This is a genomic window from Clostridioides sp. ES-S-0108-01 (assembly GCF_020662285.1).
GTDB lineage: Bacteria > Bacillota > Clostridia > Peptostreptococcales > Peptostreptococcaceae > Clostridioides.
In genome coordinates this window covers 35,193-57,301 of sequence record NZ_JADGMN010000016.1, presented here as the reverse complement: position 1 = coordinate 57,301, position 22,109 = coordinate 35,193, and the positions used below count along the sequence as shown (strand labels likewise).

The following is a 22,109-nucleotide window of genomic DNA, read 5'->3' as shown; positions in this document are numbered from 1 at the left end:
TGAATTTTATTCTAATAAATTGTAAAAAATATATACTGGGATATTTCTAAATATTTTTGGAAACCATATATATTATGGCAAATTTTTAGAATGTGATTTTTTAAAATTATATTCTATTATCAAAGAATATAGATAACTGATTATATATACTATCCCAGTTTCTATATCTCATAGTCCATTTTTTCATCACATTTTCACTTGCTAAGAACAATATTTTTAATAGTGAATCGTCTGATGGAAAAGTGGACTTTGTTTTTGTGACTTTTCTAAACTGTCTATTAAGTTCTTCAATTATATTTGTAGTGTACATTATAGTCCTTATTTCTTCAGGAAAACTAAAAAATGGTGCTATAACATCCCAGTTATTTCTCCAAATTTTAATTGCCGAAGGATACTGTTTACCCCATTTTTCATCTATTTTATCTAAAGCCGATGAGGCTTCTTGTTCATTAACTGCTTTATATACAGATTTAAAATCACTTATTAATGCTTTTGAATCTTTGTATGAAACATATTTAAAAGTATTTTTTATCTGATGGATTATACATTTTTGTATTATAGAATTAGGATAACTTGCGGCTATCGCCTCTTTGAAGCCATTTAATCCATCAACACTAAAAATTAGTACATCTTTAACACCTCTATTTTTTAAATCGGTTAAAACACTATACCAAAACTTTGAAGTTTCGTTTTCACCTATCCATATTCCTAAAATATCTTTGAAACCATCCTTATTTACTCCTAGAACTACATATGCAGCTTTATTTTTTATTTTTCCATCATCTCTTACTTTGTAATGAATTGCATCCATAAATACAAAAGGATAAACTTGTTCAAGAGGTCTATTTTGCCACTCTTTAGCTCTTTGAATTATAACATTTGTTATATTACTTACTTGATCAGCTGAAATTTCTATACCGTATAAATCTAATATCTGGTCATGTATATCTCTTGTTGACATACCTCTTGCATAAAGTGATATTATTTTTTCTTCGATTCCTGAAATATCTCTAATATTTTTAGGAACGACTACTGGGTTAAAGTCATTATCTCTGTCTCTTGGAACGTCTAGTTGTAAATCTCCAAATTGTGATTTTACAGTTTTTTTGCTATATCCATTTCTTCTATTAGTTGTATTCTTGTTATGGCTGTCGCCCTTTTCATAACCTAGCTCTAATGCCATTTCTTGTTCTAACATCTCTTGTAGTATATCTTTGAACATATCTCTTAAATAGCTACTTATATCTCCAGATTTTATAAATTCTCCATCTGATATAATTTCTTTGACTAATTGTTTTCTTAAAGTATTCATAAAAAATCTCCTTTACGACATTTGATTATATTTAAATCATTGCCATAAAGAAGATTTTTATTAACCTTGAAGCACAAATTATTTTACATTACCTCAAAATCAATGTAATTTTGATAAATAAATTTATTTATATAAAATTACATTGATATTTAATAAACTCCGTTAAAGGTATTTATTTTTTTATTATGCTTAGTATTTTGTCTTCTATTTGAAATGCATTTTCAGCTGAAATTAAATAAACATACTTGCCTGATTTCTCAACTATAGTATTATTTGCTATTTCAGAATTGCTTTTTTCTCCATGTCCTTCTCCAAAAGATGCTTGTATCATGTCTTTTTTATAATTTTCTAGAGTTTTATAGATTTTATCTACATCGTCAGTTTTTATAACGATAATATCTTCTAGAGATAATTTTTCAGAAGAATTAATTACAAAACCTTGAATGATGTCTTCCTCCACATCATTGAAATAGTTAAATTTCTTTGCATCAAAGATTTTTGATTCTTTTATAAGTAAATCAGCAGATTTTAATGCCCTTTCAATTCTTGATGTAGAAACGTTTTTGTAATCACCACTTGAAGAACAACCAACCATTCCTAATGATAAGATTATCGAAAAAAACAATATTAAAATTTTTTTCATGATAAACCTCCAAGTTTTTTTAATTCTGTCTTAAATTAGTTTACAACATAGTGCAGAAAGCCCACTCCTTTAGGTGTGGGATGGATAGCACAAATAGTGTATAAAAGGTATTGACACATACACATATAATGTTAATATAAATATATGGAAAATAAATATAGAAGAACTCAAACAACTGTTAGTCTAATTAATTATCATTTTGTATTCTGTCCTAGATATAGAAGAAAAGTATTTAATATAGAAGGTTTAGAAGATAGATTTAAAACATTGGTTAAAAATAAGTGTAAGGAGATGGATATTGAAATTATTGCAATAGAATGTGATAAAGACCATACACATATGTTTTTAAATAGTCTTCCAACTTTAAGTCCTTCTGATATAATGCAAAATATAAAAGGTTATACAAGTAAAATATTAAGAGAAGAATTTATTGAATTATCAAAAATGCCTAGTTTATGGACTAGAAGTTATTTTGTATCTACAGCAGAAAATGTATGTAGTGAAACTATTAAAAAATATGTAGAAAATCAGAAAACAAGATATTAGAAAGTGAGGTGAATATTATGTCAAATTATATATTAACATTACAATTAAAGACAGAAAAGTTTCAAGAAGATATTATATGTAATACTTTTGATAAATATAGAAAAGTATATAATTCATGTTTATCAGAACTATTTAAAAGATATAACCACATGATAGAATCTAAGGAGTATCGAGCAAATTGTAAATATAAGGGTAAAGATAGAAATAAAATATTTAATGATATTACTAAGAAATATAATTTGACAGAGTATTCACTTCATAATTTTGTTAAATCTATTTGTAAATATTATAAATTACATTCTGCTATATCTCAGAAAATAGCCACAAGATGTTTTAATGCTTTTAGTAAGTATATATATCATCAAAGCTAAACGGGTTAATTATATTAGATATAATGAATTAATATCAATAGAAGGGAAGCAAAATTCAACTGGAATTAGTTATAAAGATGGTGTTATTAAATTTAATAAGATGGCTATTCCAGTAATAATAAAGAATAACGACAACTATGCTCAAAGAGCAATTCAAAACAAAATAAAATATTGTAGAATACTTAAAAAAGAAATTAAGGGTAAAATTAAATGGTATGTACAATTAGTCTTAGAAGGAGTTCCACCTAAAAAAACAACCACTCAAGGAAAAATAAAAATATAGATAGGCAATTAAAATTAATTCAACGTAAAATGGATAGAAGTAAACGTGCAACTAATCCTAATAAATTCAATGATAATGGTACTATAAAACAAGGAAATAGAGATAAGTGGATATTTAGTAATCACTATATTAAATTAAAAACACTAAGAAAAGAGCTATATAGAAAGCAAACTGAAATAAGCAAGACCATTATGTGTTAATTAACAAATTATTAAATTTAGGTAATAAGTTTTATGTTGAAACTATGAGTTATAAAAGACTTCAAACTAGAGCAAAGGATACTACTATTAATGAAAAGACTGGTAGAATCAATAAGAAGAAACGTTTTGGAAAATCATTAGCAAATAAAGCACCATCAATGTTTTTGACTATGTTAGACAATAAGTTAAAATATAATGGTGAAAAACTATATAAAATAGATACTGCTAAATGTAGAGCTAGTCAATATAATCACTTTTCAGATGAGTACAATAAGAAGGAATTAAAAGAGAGATGGAATAAGGATGTGGATATTCAAAGAGATTGCTATTCTGCATTTTTAATAATGAATGTTAATGAAGATTTAAAATCAATCAACAGAGAATTATGTATTGACACATATGATAACTTTAAAGTATTACATGATAAAGAAATAAGTAGATTAAAGAAATTAAAATTAAATGGTTATAAATTAATATCTAGTATGGGGATATAAAAACTATATAGGTTGAGAAACGAGCCTAATATTAACGTTAATGGTGTCAACAGATACTTTGTTAATAAAAGTCTTAGGGAATATGATTAGTGATAATATGTTGTAGGTTATGATTTATTGTAACTGAGAGTATTATAGAAATTCATGTAGTACCTAAGAACCCCATGCCTTTAGGCGTGGGAGTTTCAGTACATAATTATATAAAAATAAATGTATTTAATGTTACAGTTTTGATTAATAATGTAATATTTTGATAATAATACCTATTAAGAGGTGATTAGAAATGAGAATACCAAAACATGTAGGAATTATACCAGATGGAAACAGAAGATGGGCAAGTCAGAATGGTATGACAAAAGATAAAGGATATGAAAGCGGAATAGACCCTGGATTAGAATCTTATAGATTATGTAGAGATTTAGGTTGTGAAGAAGTAACTTTTTATGGATTTACAACTGATAATACAAGACGTCCATCAGTGCAGACAAAAGCTTTTACAAAAGCATGTATTGATGCTGCAAATATATTAATAGATGAAGGTGCGGCTTTACTCGTTGTTGGAAATACAAAATCTCCAATGTTCCCAGAGGAATTATTACCATATACTAATAGAATTAAAGCTAAAGAAGGTCAAATAAAAGCAAATCTTCTGGTAAATTATGGATGGTATTGGGACTTAAATAATATATCAGGAGTAGAAAATGTAAATAAAAATAATATACAGGATTACATACAGTCATTTGATGTATCTAGACTAGATTTGATAATCAGATGGGGGGGAAGAAGGAGATTAAGTGGTTTCCTTCCTGTACAATCAATTTATGCAGACTTTTATGTTATAGAGAATTATTGGCCAGATTTTAAAAGTGATGATATAAAAGATGCATTTAGTTGGTATGATACACAAGATGTCACTTTAGGCGGATAATTAAAAAGCTTCTGATTTAAGGTTGTAGAGTGTTTTAAATTATTGAAAAAAAAACTTCTTGATGGTAAAATAACACTAATAATATGTGAAAGTGTAAAAATTTATACCAAGAAGGGTGAAGAAATGTCAAGAGGCAATAATAACAATAATTCAAGGAACAAATCTAAAAATACTAGCCATCCGAATAGAAAAAAGCGAAAATTAAATAAGAAAAAGTTAGCAGTGTTGATTTGCTTTACAGCGTTATTTTTATTTATGGCATTTAAGGCTACTCAAGGTGTAGTAGCTTTGGTAAAAGGTATGGATAAAAGTAATAAGACTAGCCAACAACAAAATGTTAACTCAGAACAATTTGACCTTGGAAATGAAGATGAAAATAAAAATAAAAAATATACTGTATTTGTAGACCCAGGTCATGGGGGAAATGATAAAGGGACTCAAAGTAAAACTAGTAATAGATATGAAAAAGACCTAAATCTGCAGATTTCCAAAAAATTAGCAAATAAATTATCTAAACAAAAGGATATTCAAGTAGTAGTATCTAGAACTGATGATACGTATATATCGTTAAATGATAGAGTTGATTTAGCAAATAATAGTTCTGCTGATGTGCTTGTTTCCATTCATTTAAATGCAGAGGAAAATGGCAATACAGCAACAGGGATAGAAACTTGGTATAGGAATAAAGCTACAGATGGTTCAAAAGAACTTGCACAGACAGTACAAAGCACTATAGCATCTTATGTTAAAGTTAGGGATAGGGGCATAGTTGAAAATAACTTTGAAGTGCTTAGAGAATCAAGTATGCCTGCCATATTGGTAGAGTGTGGTTTTTTAACAACACCTTCAGAGGAACAAAAAATAATAAATGAAAGGTATCAAGAACAACTTGCAGAAGGAATTGTTCAAGGTATACTTTCATACTTAGATTCTAAAGGGAATAAATAGGTTAACTTTATTTTATTATGTTGAAAATGTTGTTTGAGTTTAGAAACTATGAAATTAGAAATTATTTTATCTATATCTAATTTCATAGTTTTTTTTGCAAAAAATAGATATTTATAAAATTTAATAAAATAAATTTAGTATAATATAATGCAGTTCTTTATATGTGATTTTAACTTACATTGATTTGCTATCAATTGTGCTTTATAATTAATATATAAAAAGTTTAAATGTGAGATAACTTAAAAAATAGGGGAATTTATATGAATAAAAATAGTATGACAAAAATTTACAGTTTAAATAAAATAATTTTTATCATAATTGGAATTTTGGGAATAGTTTTACTTACAAGGCATATTGGAACAGACATTAAAGTTTTAATTTTAATTTTATTGACCTTATTTAGTATAAATGTATTTATTTCATATCTTAAAATTAAGCTATATGAGGGTAAAATTAATTTAGAATTAATAAATAATCCAGATAAGCTTATAAATATTACTAAAGATGAGAATTTTCTAAAACATATTCAAAATTATATCATCAGCAATAAGAGAGAAAACTGTGTTATGGCTTGTTTTGATTTATGTAGACTCAAACTTATAAATGATATATATGGTTATGAGCTAGGGGATGAAGTATTAAATAATATTTCAAGTAACTTAAAAAATTATTTTAGAGAAGAGGCTATTTATGGAAAGTTAAAAAGTGATGTTTTTATATTAATAATAAAGCTTGAAGATAGAGAACAGAAGATTCCTTACTTAGTAAATCTTATTAAGAATAAAATTGTGACATTAAGTCAGATTGACAGTTTTAAAATGGATATAAATATTGAGGCTTCTATTGGAATTTATAGATTTAATAATGATGAAATTAGTATAAAAAAAGCTATGGATAATGCTGATATGGCAAGGATTAAATCAAAAGGGCTAAAGCATATAGAGTATGTAGAATTTGATAATGAGATGAAAGAAGAAATACAATCAATTATGAAAATAGAGCGAGATTTATTTTTAGCTATTAAAAATAAAGAGTTTGTAATTCACTATCAACCCAAAGTCAATTCAAATACAAATAAAATTATAGGTTCAGAGGCATTAATAAGATGGGTACATCCATCCTTAGGTATGGTTGGACCAAATAAGTTTATACCTATAGCTGAAAGAAATGGTCTGATAAATAATATTGGTAGGTGGCTAATTCAAGAAGTTTTTGTTACTATTGATAAGTGGATTGCAGAAGGCATAAATGTCCTACCAGTTTCAATAAATCTTTCTAGAGTAGAACTATATAAAAATGATTTAGTTGATTTTTTTAAACTGATGTTTAATACATATAATGTTCCTAAAGAGCTTATAGAATTAGAAATTACAGAAACAACAGCCCTAAGAGATGTAAACTTTATAAGTGAAAGACTTTATGAGATTAAATCTTTAGGTATGAATATTTCATTAGATGATTTTGGTGTAGGTAATTCAAATTTTATCAATCTTAAGGGGATACCACTAGATGTTATAAAAATTGATAGGTCACTTATATTAGATATAGTTACAAATACAAAAACAAAATTTATGGTAAAAGCAATTATTAATCTTTCACATGATTTAAACTTAACTGTTATATGTGAAGGGGTAGAGGATATGAATCAGGTTAACGTTTTAAATGAAATGGGCTGTAATTTCATACAAGGCTATGTGTTTTTTAAACCTTTAGATAAGATTAGTTATAAAAGACTTCTTATTGATAGAAATTATATGAATCTGGAGGATACTCTTTTAGATAAACGCATGGCAGTTGAGGAGGAATAAGGATGATTTCAGAAGATGTAGATTATTCAATAAGAATCATAAGAGCTATATTTAATAATGGAGAGGATAATCCAATAGATGCTAAAATGATATTAAAAAATGAAGATATACCAATGTTAACACTATATAGATTGCTTAGAAAGCTTTGTGCAAATAACATTCTTACTTTTAATAAAGAAGATGGCAAGAAATACATGTTAAATGTATCATTGGATACAATAAGTCTAAGAACTATTGTAGAAGTAATTGATGGAAAAATATATATAAACAAATGTACGAGATATGTATCTAATTGCGATAATTGCTTAAAAGGTTGTAAATTAAATCGCGAATTACTAGAAATAGAAAAAGAAATTTATAAACTTTTATCGAGAAAATCTATAAGACAAATACTAGAATAAAAAATTTTCAGCTATGATAATAATTGGAGGTTTTCGGTTATGGATGATATATCTCAAGATAATTTTCTACTATCTAAAGAGTATGAGAATAGTTTAGATGTAGATACTAAAAAAGCAAGTGGAATATATTATACTCCTAAAATCATTGTAGATTATATTGTAAAGAAAACTTTAAAAAATCACGATATAATTAAAAATCCATATCCACGAATACTCGATATTTCCTGTGGGTGCGGAAATTTTCTTTTAGAAGTATACGATATTTTATACGATTTATTTGAGGAAAATATATATGAATTAAAAAAGAAATATGATGAAAATTATTGGACTATTGATAACATACACCGTCATATATTAAACTATTGTATATATGGTGCTGATATTGATGAAAAAGCCATAAGTATATTAAAAGATAGCTTAAGGAATAAAAAGGTAATAAACGATTTAGATGAATCTGATATAAAGATTAATCTATTTTGTTGTGATAGTCTTAAAAAGAAATGGCGATATAAGTTCGATTACATAGTTGGTAATCCACCATATATTGGTCATAAAAAACTTGAAAAGAAATATAAAAAATTTCTCCTAGAAAAATATAGTGAAGTTTATAAGGATAAAGCTGACTTATATTTTTGTTTTTATAAAAAGATTATAGATATCTTAAAACAAGGAGGAACTGGTAGTGTTATAACTCCAAGATATTTCTTAGAAAGTCTATCGGGTAAAGATTTGAGAGAATATATTAAATCAAATGTCAATGTTAAAGAAATAGTAGATTTTTTAGGTGCAAATATATTTAAAAATATAGGTGTATCTAGTTGTATCTTCACTTTTGATAAGAAAAAATCAAAAGATACGCATATAGATGTATTTAAAATCAAAAGTGAGGATATATGCGTAAATAAATTTGAAACACTAGAAGAACTTCTAAACAGTAGCAAATTTGAGCATTTTAATATAAATCAGAGTTTGCTATCTGACGAATGGATACTTGTAAATAAAGATGATGAAATTTTTTATAATAAGATACAAGAAAAATGTAAATATAGTTTGGAAGATATAGCAATAAGTTTTCAAGGAATAATCACAGGATGTGACAAAGCATTTATTTTAAGTAAAGATGATGTAAAATTGAATCTTGTAGATGATAAATTTTTAAAGTGTTGGATAAAAAGTAAAAATATAAATAAGTATGTAGTAGATAAAAGTGATTATAGGCTGATATACTCAAATGATATAGATAATGAGAATACAAATAAAAAGATACTAGATGAGATTATAGGGATGTATAAGACAAGGTTAGAAAACAGAAGAGAATGTAAAAGTGGAATAAGGAAATGGTATGAACTTCAATGGGGTAGAGAAAAGCTTTTCTTTGAAAGAAAAAAGATAATGTATCCTTATAAATCAAATGAAAATAGATTTGCTATAGATTATGATAACAATTTTTCAAGTGCAGATGTATATTCTTTTTTCATAAAAGAAGAGTATTTAAACAAATTTTCGTATGAATATCTAGTTGGAATTTTAAATTCCAGTATTTATGATAAATACTTTAAAATAACTGCTAAAAAAATGAGTAAAAATATATATGATTACTATCCTAATAAAGTTATGAAGATAAGGATTTTTAGAGATAATAATTATGAAGAAATAGAGAATTTATCAAAGCAAATAATATCAATTTTATTAGATGAGTCTATGGATAAAGGAAAAGTAGAAAAATTGCAGATAAAAATAGATGACTTAATAATGGATTCTTTGGGTATATAAGCACCTGTAAATACAAAAAAATTACAAGGTATTAATTATTTATTTAAATTTAGAAATAAAAAGTTAGCCATATAAAAAATATTAAAAATATATACTTTTTAATATTTTTTTGATAAAATAAAAATGAATTTGTGCAATTTTATTTTTCTCCAATAACTAAAAATAGTTTTTTGAATTAATATTTGCTGAGGAATAAAAATCAGAAAAGTTTTTGATATAGTAGGTGATAATATGAAAGGATTAGTTTTAGAAGGTGGAGGAACAAAAGGAGCCTACCAAATAGGGGCATATAAAGCTTTAAGAGAGCTTGGGATAGAGTTTCAAGGAGTAACTGGCACATCAATTGGTGCTTTAAATGGAGCATATATAATTCAAAATGATATTGAAGTAATGGAAGATATTTGGTTAAATTATGATTATACTCATTTTATGAATATTGATAGAGAAGCCTATGAGAGATTTAAAAATGTAGATTTGACTACTAAAAATATCAATGTAGTGTTTGAACTTATAAATAAAGCTAGAAAAAATGAAGGTATAGATATAAGCCCTTTAAGACAACTAATGGAAACAACATTAAATGAAGACATAATAAGGAAATCAAAAAAAGACTTTGGACTTGTTACTGTTTGGTGGGATAAAAAGATTAATCCATATCCATTGTATATTGAAGATATACCGAAAGGAAGACTGATTGATTATTTAATCGCTAGTTCCAGCTTGCCTATTTTTCAAACGAATATGATGGATGATAAATTGTATCTTGATGGAATGTTTTGTGATAACATGCCAATAGGGCTTTTAGAAGACAAAGGTTATGAAGATGTTGTTGTAATTAGGCTGCTTGATGATTTTATTGGTAAAATGAATCTAAGTAGACACCAGAATATAAATGTAAAAACTATAATACCGTCAGAGTATCTAGGAGGTTCTCTTAATAAAGATAGAGATAATGTAGAAAAAAATATTCGATTGGGTTATTTAGATACTATGAAAGCATATGAAAGATGCACTGGGATTAAGTATTATTTTGATGTAGAATATAAGTACAATGAAGAATATTGCTTTGATAAGTTTAGAAGTATGAGCAATGAAACAATAGAATATATTTGTAATTTATTGAATATAAAAAGAGATACTTCACTTAGAACTGTTATGGAAAGTGTAATACCAAAGCTTGGTGAGGTGCTTGGATTGCCAAAGGACTTTTCATATAGAGATTTATTTTACTGCATATATGAAAAAAAACTTGAAGAAAATAGTATAAACAGGATAAAATTATATGATTTTAACAAGGTTATAGATGCTGTAAATACAAATATTGATTCTAATAAAAATTTAGCTTCTAATTTTGAAATTAGACCTAAAATTAGTATTAAAAAGAACAAAAACACAAAATTATTGACAAATTGTATTATAAAAGACATAAAAAATCAAAGTTAAATAAAAAACAAAAAAAATTTGTAATTATACTCGAAAAAAGTGTATATTAGTAGTATAATGTTTTTGTAGCACTAGTGGGAACAAAAAATGACCATAGGACAAAAAAGTACCACTAAGTACCATTAAAGTAAAAAATAGGAAAACAATTTTAAAAAATATAAAATGTAAAGTTTATAGGAGGATTTAAAAAATGGAAAAAGTAGTTAGTATCAAAAATGCAAGTGGATTACATGCTAGACCAGCAGGAATGTTTGTTAAAAAGGCAGCTGAATTTAAATCAACAGTAGAGGTTGTAGCAAAAGACAAAACTGTAAACGCAAAATCAATAATGGGAATAATGAGTTTAGGTTTAGCTCAAGGAGAAGAATTAAAGTTAGTTGTAAATGGAGAAGATGAAGAAGTAGCTTTAGCTGCAATGGTTGAATTAGTTGAAAGTGGATTTGGAGAATAGATATAATAATTTTTAAAAATTTGATATTTATAATCTAATTATTACTTAAAGTAACAAAGAAGTATTAAACGTATATAGACCAACATTTGTAGATATTTAATTTCTTTGTTACTTTCATGTTTATTTAATCAGAAGATTAAGACTATTGTTAATTGGGTATGAAAATACAAATATTTTAGAAGATGAAATAAGATATTTTTAATCATAAATTCAGAGTAAAAATATACTAACAAGTAGTTTATAAAATTTTATAAAAAATTATTAGGGAAATAAAACTATAAAAATATAAAGTATTTATATAAATTTATAGAGTTTATACGTCAGATGATATTTTTTAGGAGGTAGGGTTATGGCTTATAAAGGAATAGGTGCTTCTCCTGGTGTTGCTTTAGGGAAAGCGTTAGTAGTTGAGCATAGTGAATTAGTAATTGAAAAAAAATCTATAGATAATATTGAAGTGGAAATTGCTAAATTAGAAAATGCAGTTGCAGTTTCTAAAGAAGAATTAATAAAGGTTAAGGAAAAGGCTTCTGAAGAATTAGGAGCAGAAGAGGCAGAAATATTTGAAGCGCATTTATTAGTTTTAGAAGACCCAGAGTTAATTGGTTCTGCAATAGATAAAATTAAAACTGAAAGTGTAAATGCAGAGTATGCTTTAAATGAAATAAAAGAGATGTTTGTTAGCATGTTTGAGTCTATGGACAATGAGTATATGAAAGAAAGAGCGGCAGATATAAAAGATGTTACAAATAGGATACTTAGACATATATTAGGAATTAAAGTTGTTGATTTATCTGCTTTAAGTGAAGAAGTTGTACTAATAGCACATGATTTAACTCCATCGGATACAGCAACTATGAATAAAAAAATGGTTTTAGGATTTTTAACTGATATAGGTGGAAGAACTTCTCATACTGCTATCATGTCTAGAACTTTAGAAATAGCTGCAATCGTTGGATTAAATGATATAACTTCAAAAGTTAAGGATGGAGACTTTGTAGTTTTCAATGGGGATACTGGTGAAGTAATCGTTAATCCTGATGAAGAGACTATAAATAAATATACTGAGTTAAAGGCTAAGTATGAAGATGAGAGAAAAGCGTTACAGCTATTAAAAGGAAAGCCATCTGTAACTTTAGATGGAAAACATGTAGAATTAGCTGGTAACATAGGAACACCTAATGATATAGAAGGTCTAATAAAGAATGATGCTGAAGGTGTTGGTCTTTATAGAACAGAATTTTTATACATGGATAGAGATTCTTTCCCAACAGAAGAAATACAATATGAAGCATACAAGGCTGTATTAGAAGGAATGGATGGAAAGCCTATAGTTATAAGAACGTTGGATATAGGTGGAGATAAAGAATTAAGTTATTTAAGTATGGAACCTGAAATGAATCCATTCTTAGGTTACAGAGCAATAAGACTTTGCCTAGATAGAAAAGATATATTTAAGACTCAATTGAGAGCTTTATATAGAGCTAGTGTTCATGGAAGATTAAGAATCATGTTCCCAATGATTTCATCTTTAGAAGAGTTATTACAAGCTAAAGAAGTTGTAAAAGAAGTTTTAGCAGAACTTGATTCTGAAGGTGTGGTTTATGCTAAAGATGTAGAAATTGGTATGATGATAGAAGTTCCATCTGCTGCTGTAATATCTGATGTATTGGCTAAACATGTAGATTTCTTCTCTATAGGAACTAATGATTTAATTCAATACACTTGTGCAGTTGATAGAATGAATCAAAAGATAAGTTATCTTTACAATCAATTTAATCCAGCTGTTTTAAGACTTATAAAGACTGTTATAGACAATGCACATAAAGAAGGAAAATGGGCAGGTATGTGTGGAGAATCTGCTGGAGACCAAAAAATGATACCAATACTTTTAGGTATGGGATTAGACGAGTTCTCTATGTCTCCAATATCAATACTTCCTGCTAGAAAGTTAATAACTTCAGTTAAAGAGTCAGATATGAAAAAATTAGCTGATGATGTACTTAATATGGGTACTGCTGAAGAAATAAAAAGCTATATAGAAAAGACTTTTAATATATAATTAATATTATATAGTTACTAAAATTCATTTTTCTAAATAACAAAATTATATTTTACGAATTAAAAAGGATATGTTTCAAAATAAAAATTTGAAGCATCTCTTTTTTATAAAAGATTACTAAGAATTACTTAATCTGTGTAATAGTCGTTTTGTGAAAAAGCAAAACTACATTGTGACTATAGTAGATATGGATGTTATTAGCAATAAAAGTACTATTAAAATGAAGATTCATTCTTAAATGGTATCAAAAGTAGTTGTGATGGAGTAACATAATAATTTTGTGATGTAATAGTAAAAATTAAAAAAATATGGTATTGAAAAATAATTAAAAGTATTTAATAATAGAATTAGGGAAGAATAAGTTTATAAGTAAAAACAATTGATTAGTAGTTAATAAAATAAATGTGATATCCAAATAAATCCTAAATCTAATTTGAGTTTTAATATAGATAGTCTAAAGTTTGATTATTAAAGATTTAATTGTAAGTTGTTACAGTTGATGATATTGATTAGAGATTAAAGTTTAGAGTAGAAAGTTACCTTAAATTTAAAAATGCAAGATAACCCAATCTAAAAATTATAACCACTCGATAGGTTTAAGGATTTATTTGTTTATTATAAATAGGAGGGTGTCTCAAAATGAACTTTTTAGTTTATGAGGCACTCTCTTTTATATAGAATTAAATATATTTTATTATTTCAACAATGAAAAAGAAGCTTATCTCTATTTTGAGACAGCCTCTTTGTATACTATTATTAATTTAATTAATAATATAATTTAAAATTATAATACTAGTTAAGATTTCCTGCTTTATTAGTAAATAATTCTTTAATAGCATTGTTTCTGGAAACTAAATCACTATCAGAGTTGTTTGTTTTTTTCATAATCACTGAATAACGTTTTTTATTTATAAAAAATATTAAAATCTTATCATCATCAAAATTGTATTCTTTATATCTATCAATAGACTCATAACCTAGATTTAGAATGTTTTTATCTTTTATACTATCTACATCTAAAATATATGATGGGTCAGCCTTTAGTAATATATTAATTAAACATTTTTCTTCACCAGCACAGAATAACTCCATCTTACTTGATATAGATTTAGACTGCTCTGAAGTTATTTTTGCAGGAATAAGGTTGTCATTATCATCTCTTAGAAGATAACCATGTGTGTCTTGTTGATATACTAAATTAACTTTTTTCTTAGGAACACTAATCATTTTATCTAAATGTACATAATGATGATTTTCAACAAAACCTTTATTTAATATTTCAACAAAGTTATTAATTTTACCTAGGCAAAAAGATTCTATAGATTCTTTACAGAATTTATTTGTAAATGGTATTATGTTTACGTTTTCCTCGTCTGTATTCCATGCTATAGCATAATCCAACGAATATACTTCTTCCTCTATATCTGCAAAATTATATTGTACTATGTTTCCTTTCAAAATTACTCGACCTCCATCTTATAATATATTTAATATACTTTATAAAACTTATATTATATTTAAATAATATCATAAATTGGATAAATATGATATAGTAAATAAGAAAAAATTTGAAAAAAATCACTATAAATGAGTAATAAATATAAATAGTGTATACTAATGGGATGAGAAATGTCCACTATTAACTTTATTACCCCACATATATAAGATAAAATTATTAATATAAAATATAATCTATCGACAATGAATAGACTTTTAAAGAAACTTAATATAAAATTAATTAAATAAGTGCTTAAAAACGATTTACTTTAATGATAGAATCATATTAAAGGAGGATAATTTTATGGATATAAAGAATAAAATTAAATCTATATTTTTACCAGAAAAAAATGACTATTTAGATGATGAAGAATTTGAGTATGATATAGAAAATAATGAGGAAGATTTAAAGGAAGATAACAAAGTACATTTAAATGATTTAAGCAGAGTAAAATATGATTACAGAGAGTTAAAAGACATAGAAAACCAAACAGAAGAGATGTGTCTGCTAGCAGTAAAGCAGGATGGTACTATAATTGAGTTTGTAAAGGACAAGACTTATAGAGTATGTATGGAAGCCGTTAAACAGACGTATAAAGCTCTTAAGTATATAACAAATCAAAATGAGAATATTTGTATAGAAGCAGTCAAACAGAACTACAGAGCTTTGTATTACATAAATAATAAGACAGAAAATGTATTAATTGAGGCTATAAAAAATGCATCAACTTACGATGTTATGGAAGTTTTTAAATTTGTAGAAGAGCAGACAGAAGATGTATGTATAGCATTTATAGAAAGGGCATCAAAAAATGATGTTGCAGAGATACTAAAAGGAATAAAAGAGCAAACTCTAACTATATGTTTAGAAGCTGTAAAAAAAGACGGAAAATCTTTAGCTTATGTCAAAGAACAAAGTAATAGTATATGTTTAGAAGCTGTAAAGGAAAACTATAGTGCATTATCTTGTGTAAAAGAGCAAACAGAAGAAATATGTATAGAAGCAGTAAAACAGAATGATTTTGCATTGTATTATGTAAATGAGCAGACAGAAAAAATATGTATAGAAGCAGTAAAAAGAAGTTATATGGCTCTACAGTATGTAAATAAGCAAACAGAAGAAATTTGCTTGGAAGCAGTAAGAAATGATGGAAGAGCATTACAGTATGTAAAAGAGCAAACAGAAGAAATTTGCTTGGAGTCAGTTAGACAAAATGGAAAAGTATTGCAATATGTAAAAAAACAGACTGAAGATATATGTATAGAAGCAATAAAAGGTTCATTTGAAGATCTTGAAATAAAAGAAATCTTAAGCTATGTAAAGATACCAACGGAAAGAATATTTGTAGAAGCAGTAAAGCAAAATGGAAAAATTCTTAAATATATAGAAAATCAGACAGAATTAATATGCCTAGAGGCAGTAAGAGAAAATTATAATGCTCTACAATATGTAAAAGAACAAACAGAAGAAGTTTGTCTAGAAGCAGTTAATCAAAGTTATGAAGCTCTTAAATATGTGAAAGAACAAACAGAAGAAGTTTGTTTAAAAGCAGTAAAACAAGATTATAGAATGTTGAAATATGTAAATAACCAAACAGAAAAAATATGTTTAGAAGCAGTAAAGCAAAATTATAGATCTTTAGAATTTGTTGATAATCAAACAGAAAAAGTTTGCCTGGAAGCAGTGAAACAGAATAGAAAAGCACTACAGTATGTAAAACAAAAACAAAGTTAAAAAGGTAAAAATATATAGAAAAATATATGTAAATAAATGAAAATTGATATTTTGTAATAAATAAAGACACATGGCTTATAGTAATAAGTTATGTGTCTTTATGCATATAAAGCTTAATAAAACTGTTTTATTATAATTTTTTTGTTATATAAATAATAAATAGAAAATTATATAAGTCTATTTTTGACCAGTTTTACAATTTTAACAACTAGTTTTGTAAAATATATTGAATTTTCTCAAAAAAGTAGGTACTCTATATATGTAAAATTTTTTGGGAGGTAAAAATGTTTAAGAGATATGCTGATAAAATGACATCTACTTTAATTTGTAATAAGATAATAGATAATAATGAATCTAAAGTCTATTCTTATGGCTTTGAAATATTGATAGCTTTCATAATTAATATAACCACCATACTGTTTATAGGTTTTTTATTTGGTAAATTTACATATGTATTGTTTTTTTTAATGTGTTATTGTCCAATAAGACAATTTTCAGGAGGGTATCATGCAGACAATTATTTTAGATGTCTATTGACTTTTGTTTTTATAATTTTATCTACAATATTAATTATAGAAAATCTAAATATAGACTTATTTAAAAATATTATTATGGTTATTGCTAGTATTAGTTGGGTTGGAATTTGTGTTCTATGCCCAATAGAACATAGGAACAATCCTATAAGTGATAGAGAGAAGTTGGTTTACAAAAAAATTGCTATACTTATATCTACAGTAGTGTCATTAATGACAATTTTAAGTTTTTCTTTGAGTATATTTGTAGATTATTTCATATATAGCGTATTTGCTATGTTTTGGATTTTTATGATGTTAGTATTAGGTAAGCTAAAAGCTAAAAATATAAGTAGAATATGTATGAGGGAGAATTAAGTTATGAAGAAATTTATTGTAAAATTTATGAAGTTTGCTAGTTCATTGGCACTTAGTACTGCTATCTTGACAGCTAATAGTACTTGCCCATGGATTATACATCAGCCTAAGGTACCTAAAGAAATCAGTAATTTAAAGAGGATAAATTAAACAAAAGCACTTATTTATACAAAATTATTATAAAAAAGAAATTATTATATTTTAATAAGGTTAAAATCATATAAAATCAGGTACAAAATTTATTTTATTTATTTTATAGGAGCCTAATAGCTATTTGATAATATATTAGTGCGCCAATTTAGGGGGATATAGTGTATTCAATGAAATGACTTACGGGGAGTAAGTCATTTTTGTATTTTATGTATTTTAGGTAAACTTGTGATATAATGAAGGGTAAAGTTTAATTAAAACAATAAAAAACTTTAGCATAGATAGTAATTTAGGAGGTAGAGTATGAGTATGATACATAAATTTTCTATGAATGGATATAATATCGTTTTAGATGTGAATGGTGGAGCTGTTCATGTGTTAGATGATGTTGCATACGACTTATTAGATTTTTATAAAGAAAAAAGTAAAGAAGAAATATTAGAGATATTAAAATCAAAGTATCAAGAAGAAAAAATAAATGAAGCATATGAAGAAATATCAAATTTGGAAAAAGAAGGTCTTTTATATACAGAAGATACATATCAATATCATCCAAGTTTTGTACATAGAGAGCCTGTAGTAAAAGCCTTATGTTTAAATGTAGCCCATGATTGTAATTTAAAATGTAAATACTGTTTTGCAGCTCAAGGTGATTTTGGAGGAGAAAAAGAACTTATGAGTTTTGAAGTAGGTAAGGCAGCAATTGACTATTTGATTGCTAATTCAGGAAGTAGAAAGAACCTAGAGATAGATTTCTTTGGGGGAGAACCTTTGATGAATTTTGAAGTTGTAAAACAATTGGTTGATTATGGAAGAAGTATTGAAAAAGATTATAATAAAAATATAAGATTTACAATAACTACAAATGGTGTACTGTTAAATGATGAGATTATAGATTATATAAATGAAAATATGCATAATGTAGTTTTAAGTTTAGATGGAAGAAAAGAAGTTAATGATAATATGAGACCAACTTTAAATGATAGAGGAAGTTATGATATTACATTACCACGATTTAAGAAACTTGTAGAAAAAAGAGCAAAAGACAAGTATTATTATATAAGAGGTACTTTTACAAGAGATAATTTAGATTTTTCTAAAGATGTTATGCATTTTGCAGATTTAGGATTTAAATTAACATCTGTAGAGCCAGTCGTTGGAGATGAAAGTAATCCATATGCACTTAGAGAAGAAGATTTACCTAAGATATTTGAAGAGTACGAAAAATTTGCTGTAGAGTATGCAGATAGACAATTACAAGGAGATGGATTTAAGTTTTTCCATTTTATGATAGATTTAAATCAAGGTCCATGTGTAATAAAAAGAATAACTGGATGTGGGGCTGGAAATGAGTATCTTTCTGTAACACCAAATGGAGATATATATCCATGCCATCAATTTGTTGGAAATGAAGAATTTAAAATGGCAAATATATTTGATGAAAAAATTGTACTTCCAGAAAACTTAAAAAATATGTTTAGAGAAGCTCATGTATATACTAAAGAAGAATGTAAACAATGTTGGAATAAGTTTTACTGTTCAGGTGGATGTCATGCAAATGCGATAAACTTTAATAATGACATATCAAAACCATATGAATTAGGCTGTGAAATGCAAAGAAAACGTACAGAGTGTTCTATAATGATACAAGCTAAGTTGATGTTAGAAGGAGCAACCAACTAAATTTATATTTTAAAGGAGTTGTTTATATGATTAGAGAGTATTTAGAAGATAAGCCTTTAATTGATGAAAGTGTATTTGTAGCAAAATCAGCAGATATAATTGGAAATGTTAAAATAGGCAAAGATTCAAGTGTATGGTATAATGCAGTAGTTAGAGGTGATGAAGGTCCAATAATTATTGGAGAAAATACTAATATACAAGATTGTTCTATAGTGCATGGAGATATAGAAACTATAATTGGTAATAATGTAACAGTTGGACATAGGTCGATAGTTCATGGTTGTAAAATTAGTGATAATGTGTTAATTGGTATGGGTTCAATAATATTGGATAATGCTGAAATAGGAGAATATACTCTGATAGGAGCAGGTACATTGATTACTTCTAATAAGAAGTTTCCACCAGGCGTTTTGATAATGGGTTCTCCTGGAAAAGTTGTTAGAGAACTTACAGAAGAAGATAAAAGATATATTGATGAATCCTATAAATGGTATATAGAAGCAGCACAAAATCAAAAATATTAAATTAAAGAGTGGTTGTTTCAAAACATATTTAAATCTGTTTTGAGACAACCACTAATTTATTTTATTAGATTTTGTTGATATTTTACTTTTTAAAGAGTATTTGATTAAGCTAGATATAAAATGTCAAAAATAAAAATCAACTGTGTTAAATAATTTTAATAAAATTGCTAGTATATGTGATAAAATTAAATATTAAAGAGGATATAAGATATTAGAATATCAATTGGTGAAATGATGTCATATATGATAAATTAAGGTGTAAGTTTTTGGGTATACCTATCTTAGGAGTGAAAAGATTTGAGAATAAGTTATAGAAATTTAAAGCGATATAGAGAAATCGGATATGTTTTAATAAAGTATGGTTTTAGTTTTATTGTAGAAAGACTAAATATAGAAGGAATTGCCTATAAAATACCACCATTTGACCCACCAGAAGAAATAAAAAATATGACAACTGGTGAGAGAATGAAAAGAGTTTTAGAAGAACTAGGGCCTACATATATAAAAATAGGACAGATATTAAGTACAAGAAAAGATTTATTAGACCAAGATATAATTGATGAGATATCAAAACTTAGAGATGATGTAGAAAAATTTGACTCAAATATAGCTATTGAGATATTTGAAGAAGAAGTGGGTTTAAGTATAGAAGAAATATTCTTAGAATTTAAAGAAGAACCAATAGCAGCAGCTTCAATTGGTCAAGTTTATGAGGGTGTACTTAGAACTGGAGAAGAAGTAATTGTAAAAATTCAAAGGCCCAATATAGAGAAAATAATAAAATCTGATTTAGAAATTCTTAGAACAATTGCAAATACTTTAAAGGATTTAAAAAAGGATTTTAATTTAGATTTAGTACAAATGATTGAAGAATTTCAAACTCAATTAATGAGGGAACTTGATTACACATTTGAAGCTATAAATGCAACTAAATTTTCTAGGATATTTAAAAATAGTGATGAAGTATATATACCTAAAATTTACTCAGAATATAATACTAAGAAAATTTTAGTAATGGAGAAAGTTAATGGTACAAAGTTAAGTGATGTAGAAAAAATAAAGAGGCTAGGTTATAACACAAAAACTATTGTTGAAATAGGAGTTAGGTCTTTTTTTACACAGGTATTATCTCATGGCTTTTTTCATGCAGACCCACATCCAGGTAATATATTCGTAGTTGCTAAAAATAAGATAGCATATATAGATTTCGGAATGATTGGAATTATTGATAATAAAACTTTAAATCAATTAAATGAAATTGCATTAGCAGGTGTAGAAAAGAATGTTGACAAAATAATATATCTATTGATAGAAATGGATGCATTAAATGGAGAGGCTGATATTAAAGGGCTTAGACAGGATTTACTTTATCTAATACATTACTACTATGATATTTCTATAGAAAAAATAAATGTAACAGATATATTAAATGAACTATTTAGATTTTTTAGACAGTACAAAATAGTCATGCCTGTACAACTTGTCACTCTTGCCAAGACGGTCATAACATTAGAAGGGACAAGTAGAACTTTAAACACAGATTTTTCTTTTAGTTCTATGGGAAAAGAGTTTATGAAACATCATTATAAGAGTAAATTTAATCCTAAAAATGTTATTTTAAGTTCAAGACAAAATGTAGAAGAAATATTACTGGATATAAAAACTATTCCAAAGCAATTAAAAGCAATTTTAAAAAATATAGAAAGAAATAACATAAAAATGCAAATTGAAGATGTTAAAATGACAAGATTAGAAAATTGTATACTAGAGTTAACATCTCAAATATCTCTGAGTTTGGTGTTGGCATCGATTATAGTAGGTTCTTCTCTTATAATTGCATCTCCAAATATAGAAAATAATATATGGATAAAGTTTACTGCTATAGCAGGTTTCTTTATTTCTTTTATAATAGGGCTTTGCTTAGTTATAAGGAGTGTTAGGTCAAAATACAAAAAAGATTAGGGGGA

The 22,109-nt window shown here is 26.3% G+C and carries 22 protein-coding genes; 19 read left to right on the top strand and 3 right to left on the bottom strand.

Features of this window, described 5'->3' with window-relative positions; all coding sequences use genetic code 11:
* Positions 1-106: 106 nt before the first annotated feature.
* Together IR152_RS14415 and IR152_RS14410 are read right to left on the bottom strand one after the other, a co-directional pair.
* The gene (locus IR152_RS14415; protein WP_227452635.1) at positions 107-1,312 is read right to left on the bottom strand and encodes an IS256 family transposase; all 1,206 of its coding nucleotides are present in this window, start codon (positions 1,310-1,312) and stop codon (positions 107-109) included.
* Positions 1,313-1,484: 172 nt separating this feature from the next.
* Positions 1,485-1,955, bottom strand: coding sequence for a DUF4358 domain-containing protein (locus IR152_RS14410; protein WP_227452634.1), 471 nt, complete (start codon positions 1,953-1,955; stop codon positions 1,485-1,487).
* Positions 1,956-2,099: 144 nt separating this feature from the next.
* Here IR152_RS14410 and tnpA point away from each other — a divergent pair, with 144 nt between their 5' ends.
* The 13 genes from tnpA (at position 2,100) to ptsP (ending at position 13,663) form a co-directional block, all read left to right on the top strand.
* Positions 2,100-2,501, top strand: a complete 402-nt coding sequence (tnpA, locus tag IR152_RS14405; protein ID WP_227452633.1) for an IS200/IS605 family transposase — start codon at positions 2,100-2,102, stop codon at positions 2,499-2,501.
* Positions 2,502-2,518: 17 nt separating this feature from the next.
* Positions 2,519-2,872, top strand: a complete 354-nt coding sequence (locus IR152_RS14400; RefSeq protein ID WP_227452632.1) for a hypothetical protein — start codon at positions 2,519-2,521, stop codon at positions 2,870-2,872.
* On the top strand, positions 2,838-3,155 hold the full coding sequence (locus IR152_RS14395; RefSeq protein ID WP_227452631.1) for a hypothetical protein: 318 nt from the start codon (positions 2,838-2,840) through the stop codon (positions 3,153-3,155). The genes IR152_RS14400 and IR152_RS14395 overlap by 35 nt, the downstream gene beginning before the upstream one ends.
* Before the next feature lie 29 nt (positions 3,156-3,184).
* Entirely contained in the window at positions 3,185-3,355 is a 171-nt protein-coding gene (locus tag IR152_RS14390; RefSeq protein WP_227452630.1) for a hypothetical protein, read from the top strand.
* Positions 3,349-3,849 (top strand): hypothetical protein, encoded by a 501-nt coding sequence (locus IR152_RS14385; protein WP_227452629.1) that lies wholly within the window; start codon positions 3,349-3,351, stop codon positions 3,847-3,849. Before IR152_RS14390 ends, IR152_RS14385 begins: the two co-directional genes overlap by 7 nt.
* Positions 3,850-4,132: 283 nt before the next feature.
* The gene (locus tag IR152_RS14380; protein WP_227452628.1) at positions 4,133-4,777 is read left to right on the top strand and encodes an undecaprenyl diphosphate synthase family protein; all 645 of its coding nucleotides are present in this window, start codon (positions 4,133-4,135) and stop codon (positions 4,775-4,777) included.
* Between the two features lie 123 nt (positions 4,778-4,900).
* Entirely contained in the window at positions 4,901-5,725 is an 825-nt protein-coding gene (locus IR152_RS14375; protein WP_227452627.1) for an N-acetylmuramoyl-L-alanine amidase, read from the top strand.
* A 260-nt stretch (positions 5,726-5,985) separates the two neighbouring features.
* On the top strand, positions 5,986-7,533 hold the full coding sequence (locus IR152_RS14370; RefSeq protein ID WP_227452626.1) for a putative bifunctional diguanylate cyclase/phosphodiesterase: 1,548 nt from the start codon (positions 5,986-5,988) through the stop codon (positions 7,531-7,533).
* Between the two features lie 2 nt (positions 7,534-7,535).
* On the top strand, positions 7,536-7,934 hold the full coding sequence (locus IR152_RS14365) for an RrF2 family transcriptional regulator (protein ID WP_227452625.1): 399 nt from the start codon (positions 7,536-7,538) through the stop codon (positions 7,932-7,934).
* A 39-nt stretch (positions 7,935-7,973) separates the two neighbouring features.
* Positions 7,974-9,707: an Eco57I restriction-modification methylase domain-containing protein gene (locus IR152_RS14360; RefSeq protein WP_227452624.1), complete on the top strand. Its 1,734-nt coding sequence runs from the start codon at positions 7,974-7,976 to the stop codon at positions 9,705-9,707.
* Between the two features lie 231 nt (positions 9,708-9,938).
* Complete coding sequence (locus tag IR152_RS14355) at positions 9,939-11,150, top strand: patatin-like phospholipase family protein (RefSeq protein WP_227452623.1); 1,212 nt, start codon at positions 9,939-9,941, stop codon at positions 11,148-11,150.
* 190 nt (positions 11,151-11,340) lie between these two features.
* Positions 11,341-11,601: an HPr family phosphocarrier protein gene (locus IR152_RS14350; protein WP_003422895.1), complete on the top strand. Its 261-nt coding sequence runs from the start codon at positions 11,341-11,343 to the stop codon at positions 11,599-11,601.
* A 349-nt stretch (positions 11,602-11,950) separates the two neighbouring features.
* Complete coding sequence (gene ptsP / locus IR152_RS14345) at positions 11,951-13,663, top strand: phosphoenolpyruvate--protein phosphotransferase (protein ID WP_227452622.1); 1,713 nt, start codon at positions 11,951-11,953, stop codon at positions 13,661-13,663.
* 792 nt (positions 13,664-14,455) lie between these two features.
* Here the strand turns inward: ptsP and IR152_RS14340 are convergent.
* Positions 14,456-15,121: a hypothetical protein gene (locus tag IR152_RS14340; RefSeq protein WP_227452621.1), complete on the bottom strand. Its 666-nt coding sequence runs from the start codon at positions 15,119-15,121 to the stop codon at positions 14,456-14,458.
* A 343-nt stretch (positions 15,122-15,464) separates the two neighbouring features.
* Between IR152_RS14340 and IR152_RS14335 the strand changes: the two genes are divergently transcribed.
* The 6 genes from IR152_RS14335 to IR152_RS14310 all read left to right on the top strand — a co-directional run bounded on the left by IR152_RS14335 (position 15,465) and on the right by IR152_RS14310 (position 22,104).
* Positions 15,465-16,895 carry a DUF4116 domain-containing protein gene (locus IR152_RS14335; protein ID WP_227452620.1) on the top strand — a complete coding sequence of 477 codons (1,431 nt, stop codon included), beginning with the start codon at positions 15,465-15,467 and terminating at the stop codon, positions 16,893-16,895.
* A gap of 284 nt (positions 16,896-17,179) precedes the next feature.
* Complete coding sequence (locus IR152_RS14330; protein ID WP_227452619.1) at positions 17,180-17,785, top strand: accessory gene regulator ArgB-like protein; 606 nt, start codon at positions 17,180-17,182, stop codon at positions 17,783-17,785.
* A gap of 3 nt (positions 17,786-17,788) precedes the next feature.
* Positions 17,789-17,935, top strand: a complete 147-nt coding sequence (locus tag IR152_RS14325; RefSeq protein ID WP_227452618.1) for a cyclic lactone autoinducer peptide — start codon at positions 17,789-17,791, stop codon at positions 17,933-17,935.
* 303 nt (positions 17,936-18,238) lie between these two features.
* On the top strand, positions 18,239-19,618 hold the full coding sequence (gene scfB / locus IR152_RS14320) for a thioether cross-link-forming SCIFF peptide maturase (protein ID WP_227452617.1): 1,380 nt from the start codon (positions 18,239-18,241) through the stop codon (positions 19,616-19,618).
* Between the two features lie 26 nt (positions 19,619-19,644).
* Entirely contained in the window at positions 19,645-20,142 is a 498-nt protein-coding gene (locus IR152_RS14315) for a gamma carbonic anhydrase family protein (protein WP_227452616.1), read from the top strand.
* A gap of 297 nt (positions 20,143-20,439) precedes the next feature.
* Positions 20,440-22,104 (top strand): ABC1 kinase family protein, encoded by a 1,665-nt coding sequence (locus IR152_RS14310; protein ID WP_227452615.1) that lies wholly within the window; start codon positions 20,440-20,442, stop codon positions 22,102-22,104.
* The last annotated feature ends 5 nt before the right edge of the window (positions 22,105-22,109 follow it).

What these genes read in the sequence shown, in the direction of transcription:
- IR152_RS14415 (WP_227452635.1), bottom strand. Translation starts at nt 1,312, where the DNA reads ATGAATACTTTAAGAAAACAATTAGTCAAAGAAATTATATCAGATGGA.
- IR152_RS14410 (WP_227452634.1), bottom strand. Translation starts at nt 1,955, where the DNA reads ATGAAAAAAATTTTAATATTGTTTTTTTCGATAATCTTATCATTAGGA.
- tnpA (WP_227452633.1), top strand. Translation starts at nt 2,100, where the DNA reads ATGGAAAATAAATATAGAAGAACTCAAACAACTGTTAGTCTAATTAAT.
- IR152_RS14400 (WP_227452632.1), top strand. Translation starts at nt 2,519, where the DNA reads ATGTCAAATTATATATTAACATTACAATTAAAGACAGAAAAGTTTCAA.
- IR152_RS14395 (WP_227452631.1), top strand. Translation starts at nt 2,838, where the DNA reads ATGCTTTTAGTAAGTATATATATCATCAAAGCTAAACGGGTTAATTAT.
- IR152_RS14390 (WP_227452630.1), top strand. Translation starts at nt 3,185, where the DNA reads ATGGATAGAAGTAAACGTGCAACTAATCCTAATAAATTCAATGATAAT.
- IR152_RS14380 (WP_227452628.1), top strand. Translation starts at nt 4,133, where the DNA reads ATGAGAATACCAAAACATGTAGGAATTATACCAGATGGAAACAGAAGA.
- IR152_RS14375 (WP_227452627.1), top strand. Translation starts at nt 4,901, where the DNA reads ATGTCAAGAGGCAATAATAACAATAATTCAAGGAACAAATCTAAAAAT.
- IR152_RS14370 (WP_227452626.1), top strand. Translation starts at nt 5,986, where the DNA reads ATGAATAAAAATAGTATGACAAAAATTTACAGTTTAAATAAAATAATT.
- IR152_RS14365 (WP_227452625.1), top strand. Translation starts at nt 7,536, where the DNA reads ATGATTTCAGAAGATGTAGATTATTCAATAAGAATCATAAGAGCTATA.
- IR152_RS14360 (WP_227452624.1), top strand. Translation starts at nt 7,974, where the DNA reads ATGGATGATATATCTCAAGATAATTTTCTACTATCTAAAGAGTATGAG.
- IR152_RS14355 (WP_227452623.1), top strand. Translation starts at nt 9,939, where the DNA reads ATGAAAGGATTAGTTTTAGAAGGTGGAGGAACAAAAGGAGCCTACCAA.
- IR152_RS14350 (WP_003422895.1), top strand. Translation starts at nt 11,341, where the DNA reads ATGGAAAAAGTAGTTAGTATCAAAAATGCAAGTGGATTACATGCTAGA.
- ptsP (WP_227452622.1), top strand. Translation starts at nt 11,951, where the DNA reads ATGGCTTATAAAGGAATAGGTGCTTCTCCTGGTGTTGCTTTAGGGAAA.
- IR152_RS14335 (WP_227452620.1), top strand. Translation starts at nt 15,465, where the DNA reads ATGGATATAAAGAATAAAATTAAATCTATATTTTTACCAGAAAAAAAT.
- IR152_RS14330 (WP_227452619.1), top strand. Translation starts at nt 17,180, where the DNA reads ATGTTTAAGAGATATGCTGATAAAATGACATCTACTTTAATTTGTAAT.
- IR152_RS14325 (WP_227452618.1), top strand. Translation starts at nt 17,789, where the DNA reads ATGAAGAAATTTATTGTAAAATTTATGAAGTTTGCTAGTTCATTGGCA.
- scfB (WP_227452617.1), top strand. Translation starts at nt 18,239, where the DNA reads ATGAGTATGATACATAAATTTTCTATGAATGGATATAATATCGTTTTA.
- IR152_RS14315 (WP_227452616.1), top strand. Translation starts at nt 19,645, where the DNA reads ATGATTAGAGAGTATTTAGAAGATAAGCCTTTAATTGATGAAAGTGTA.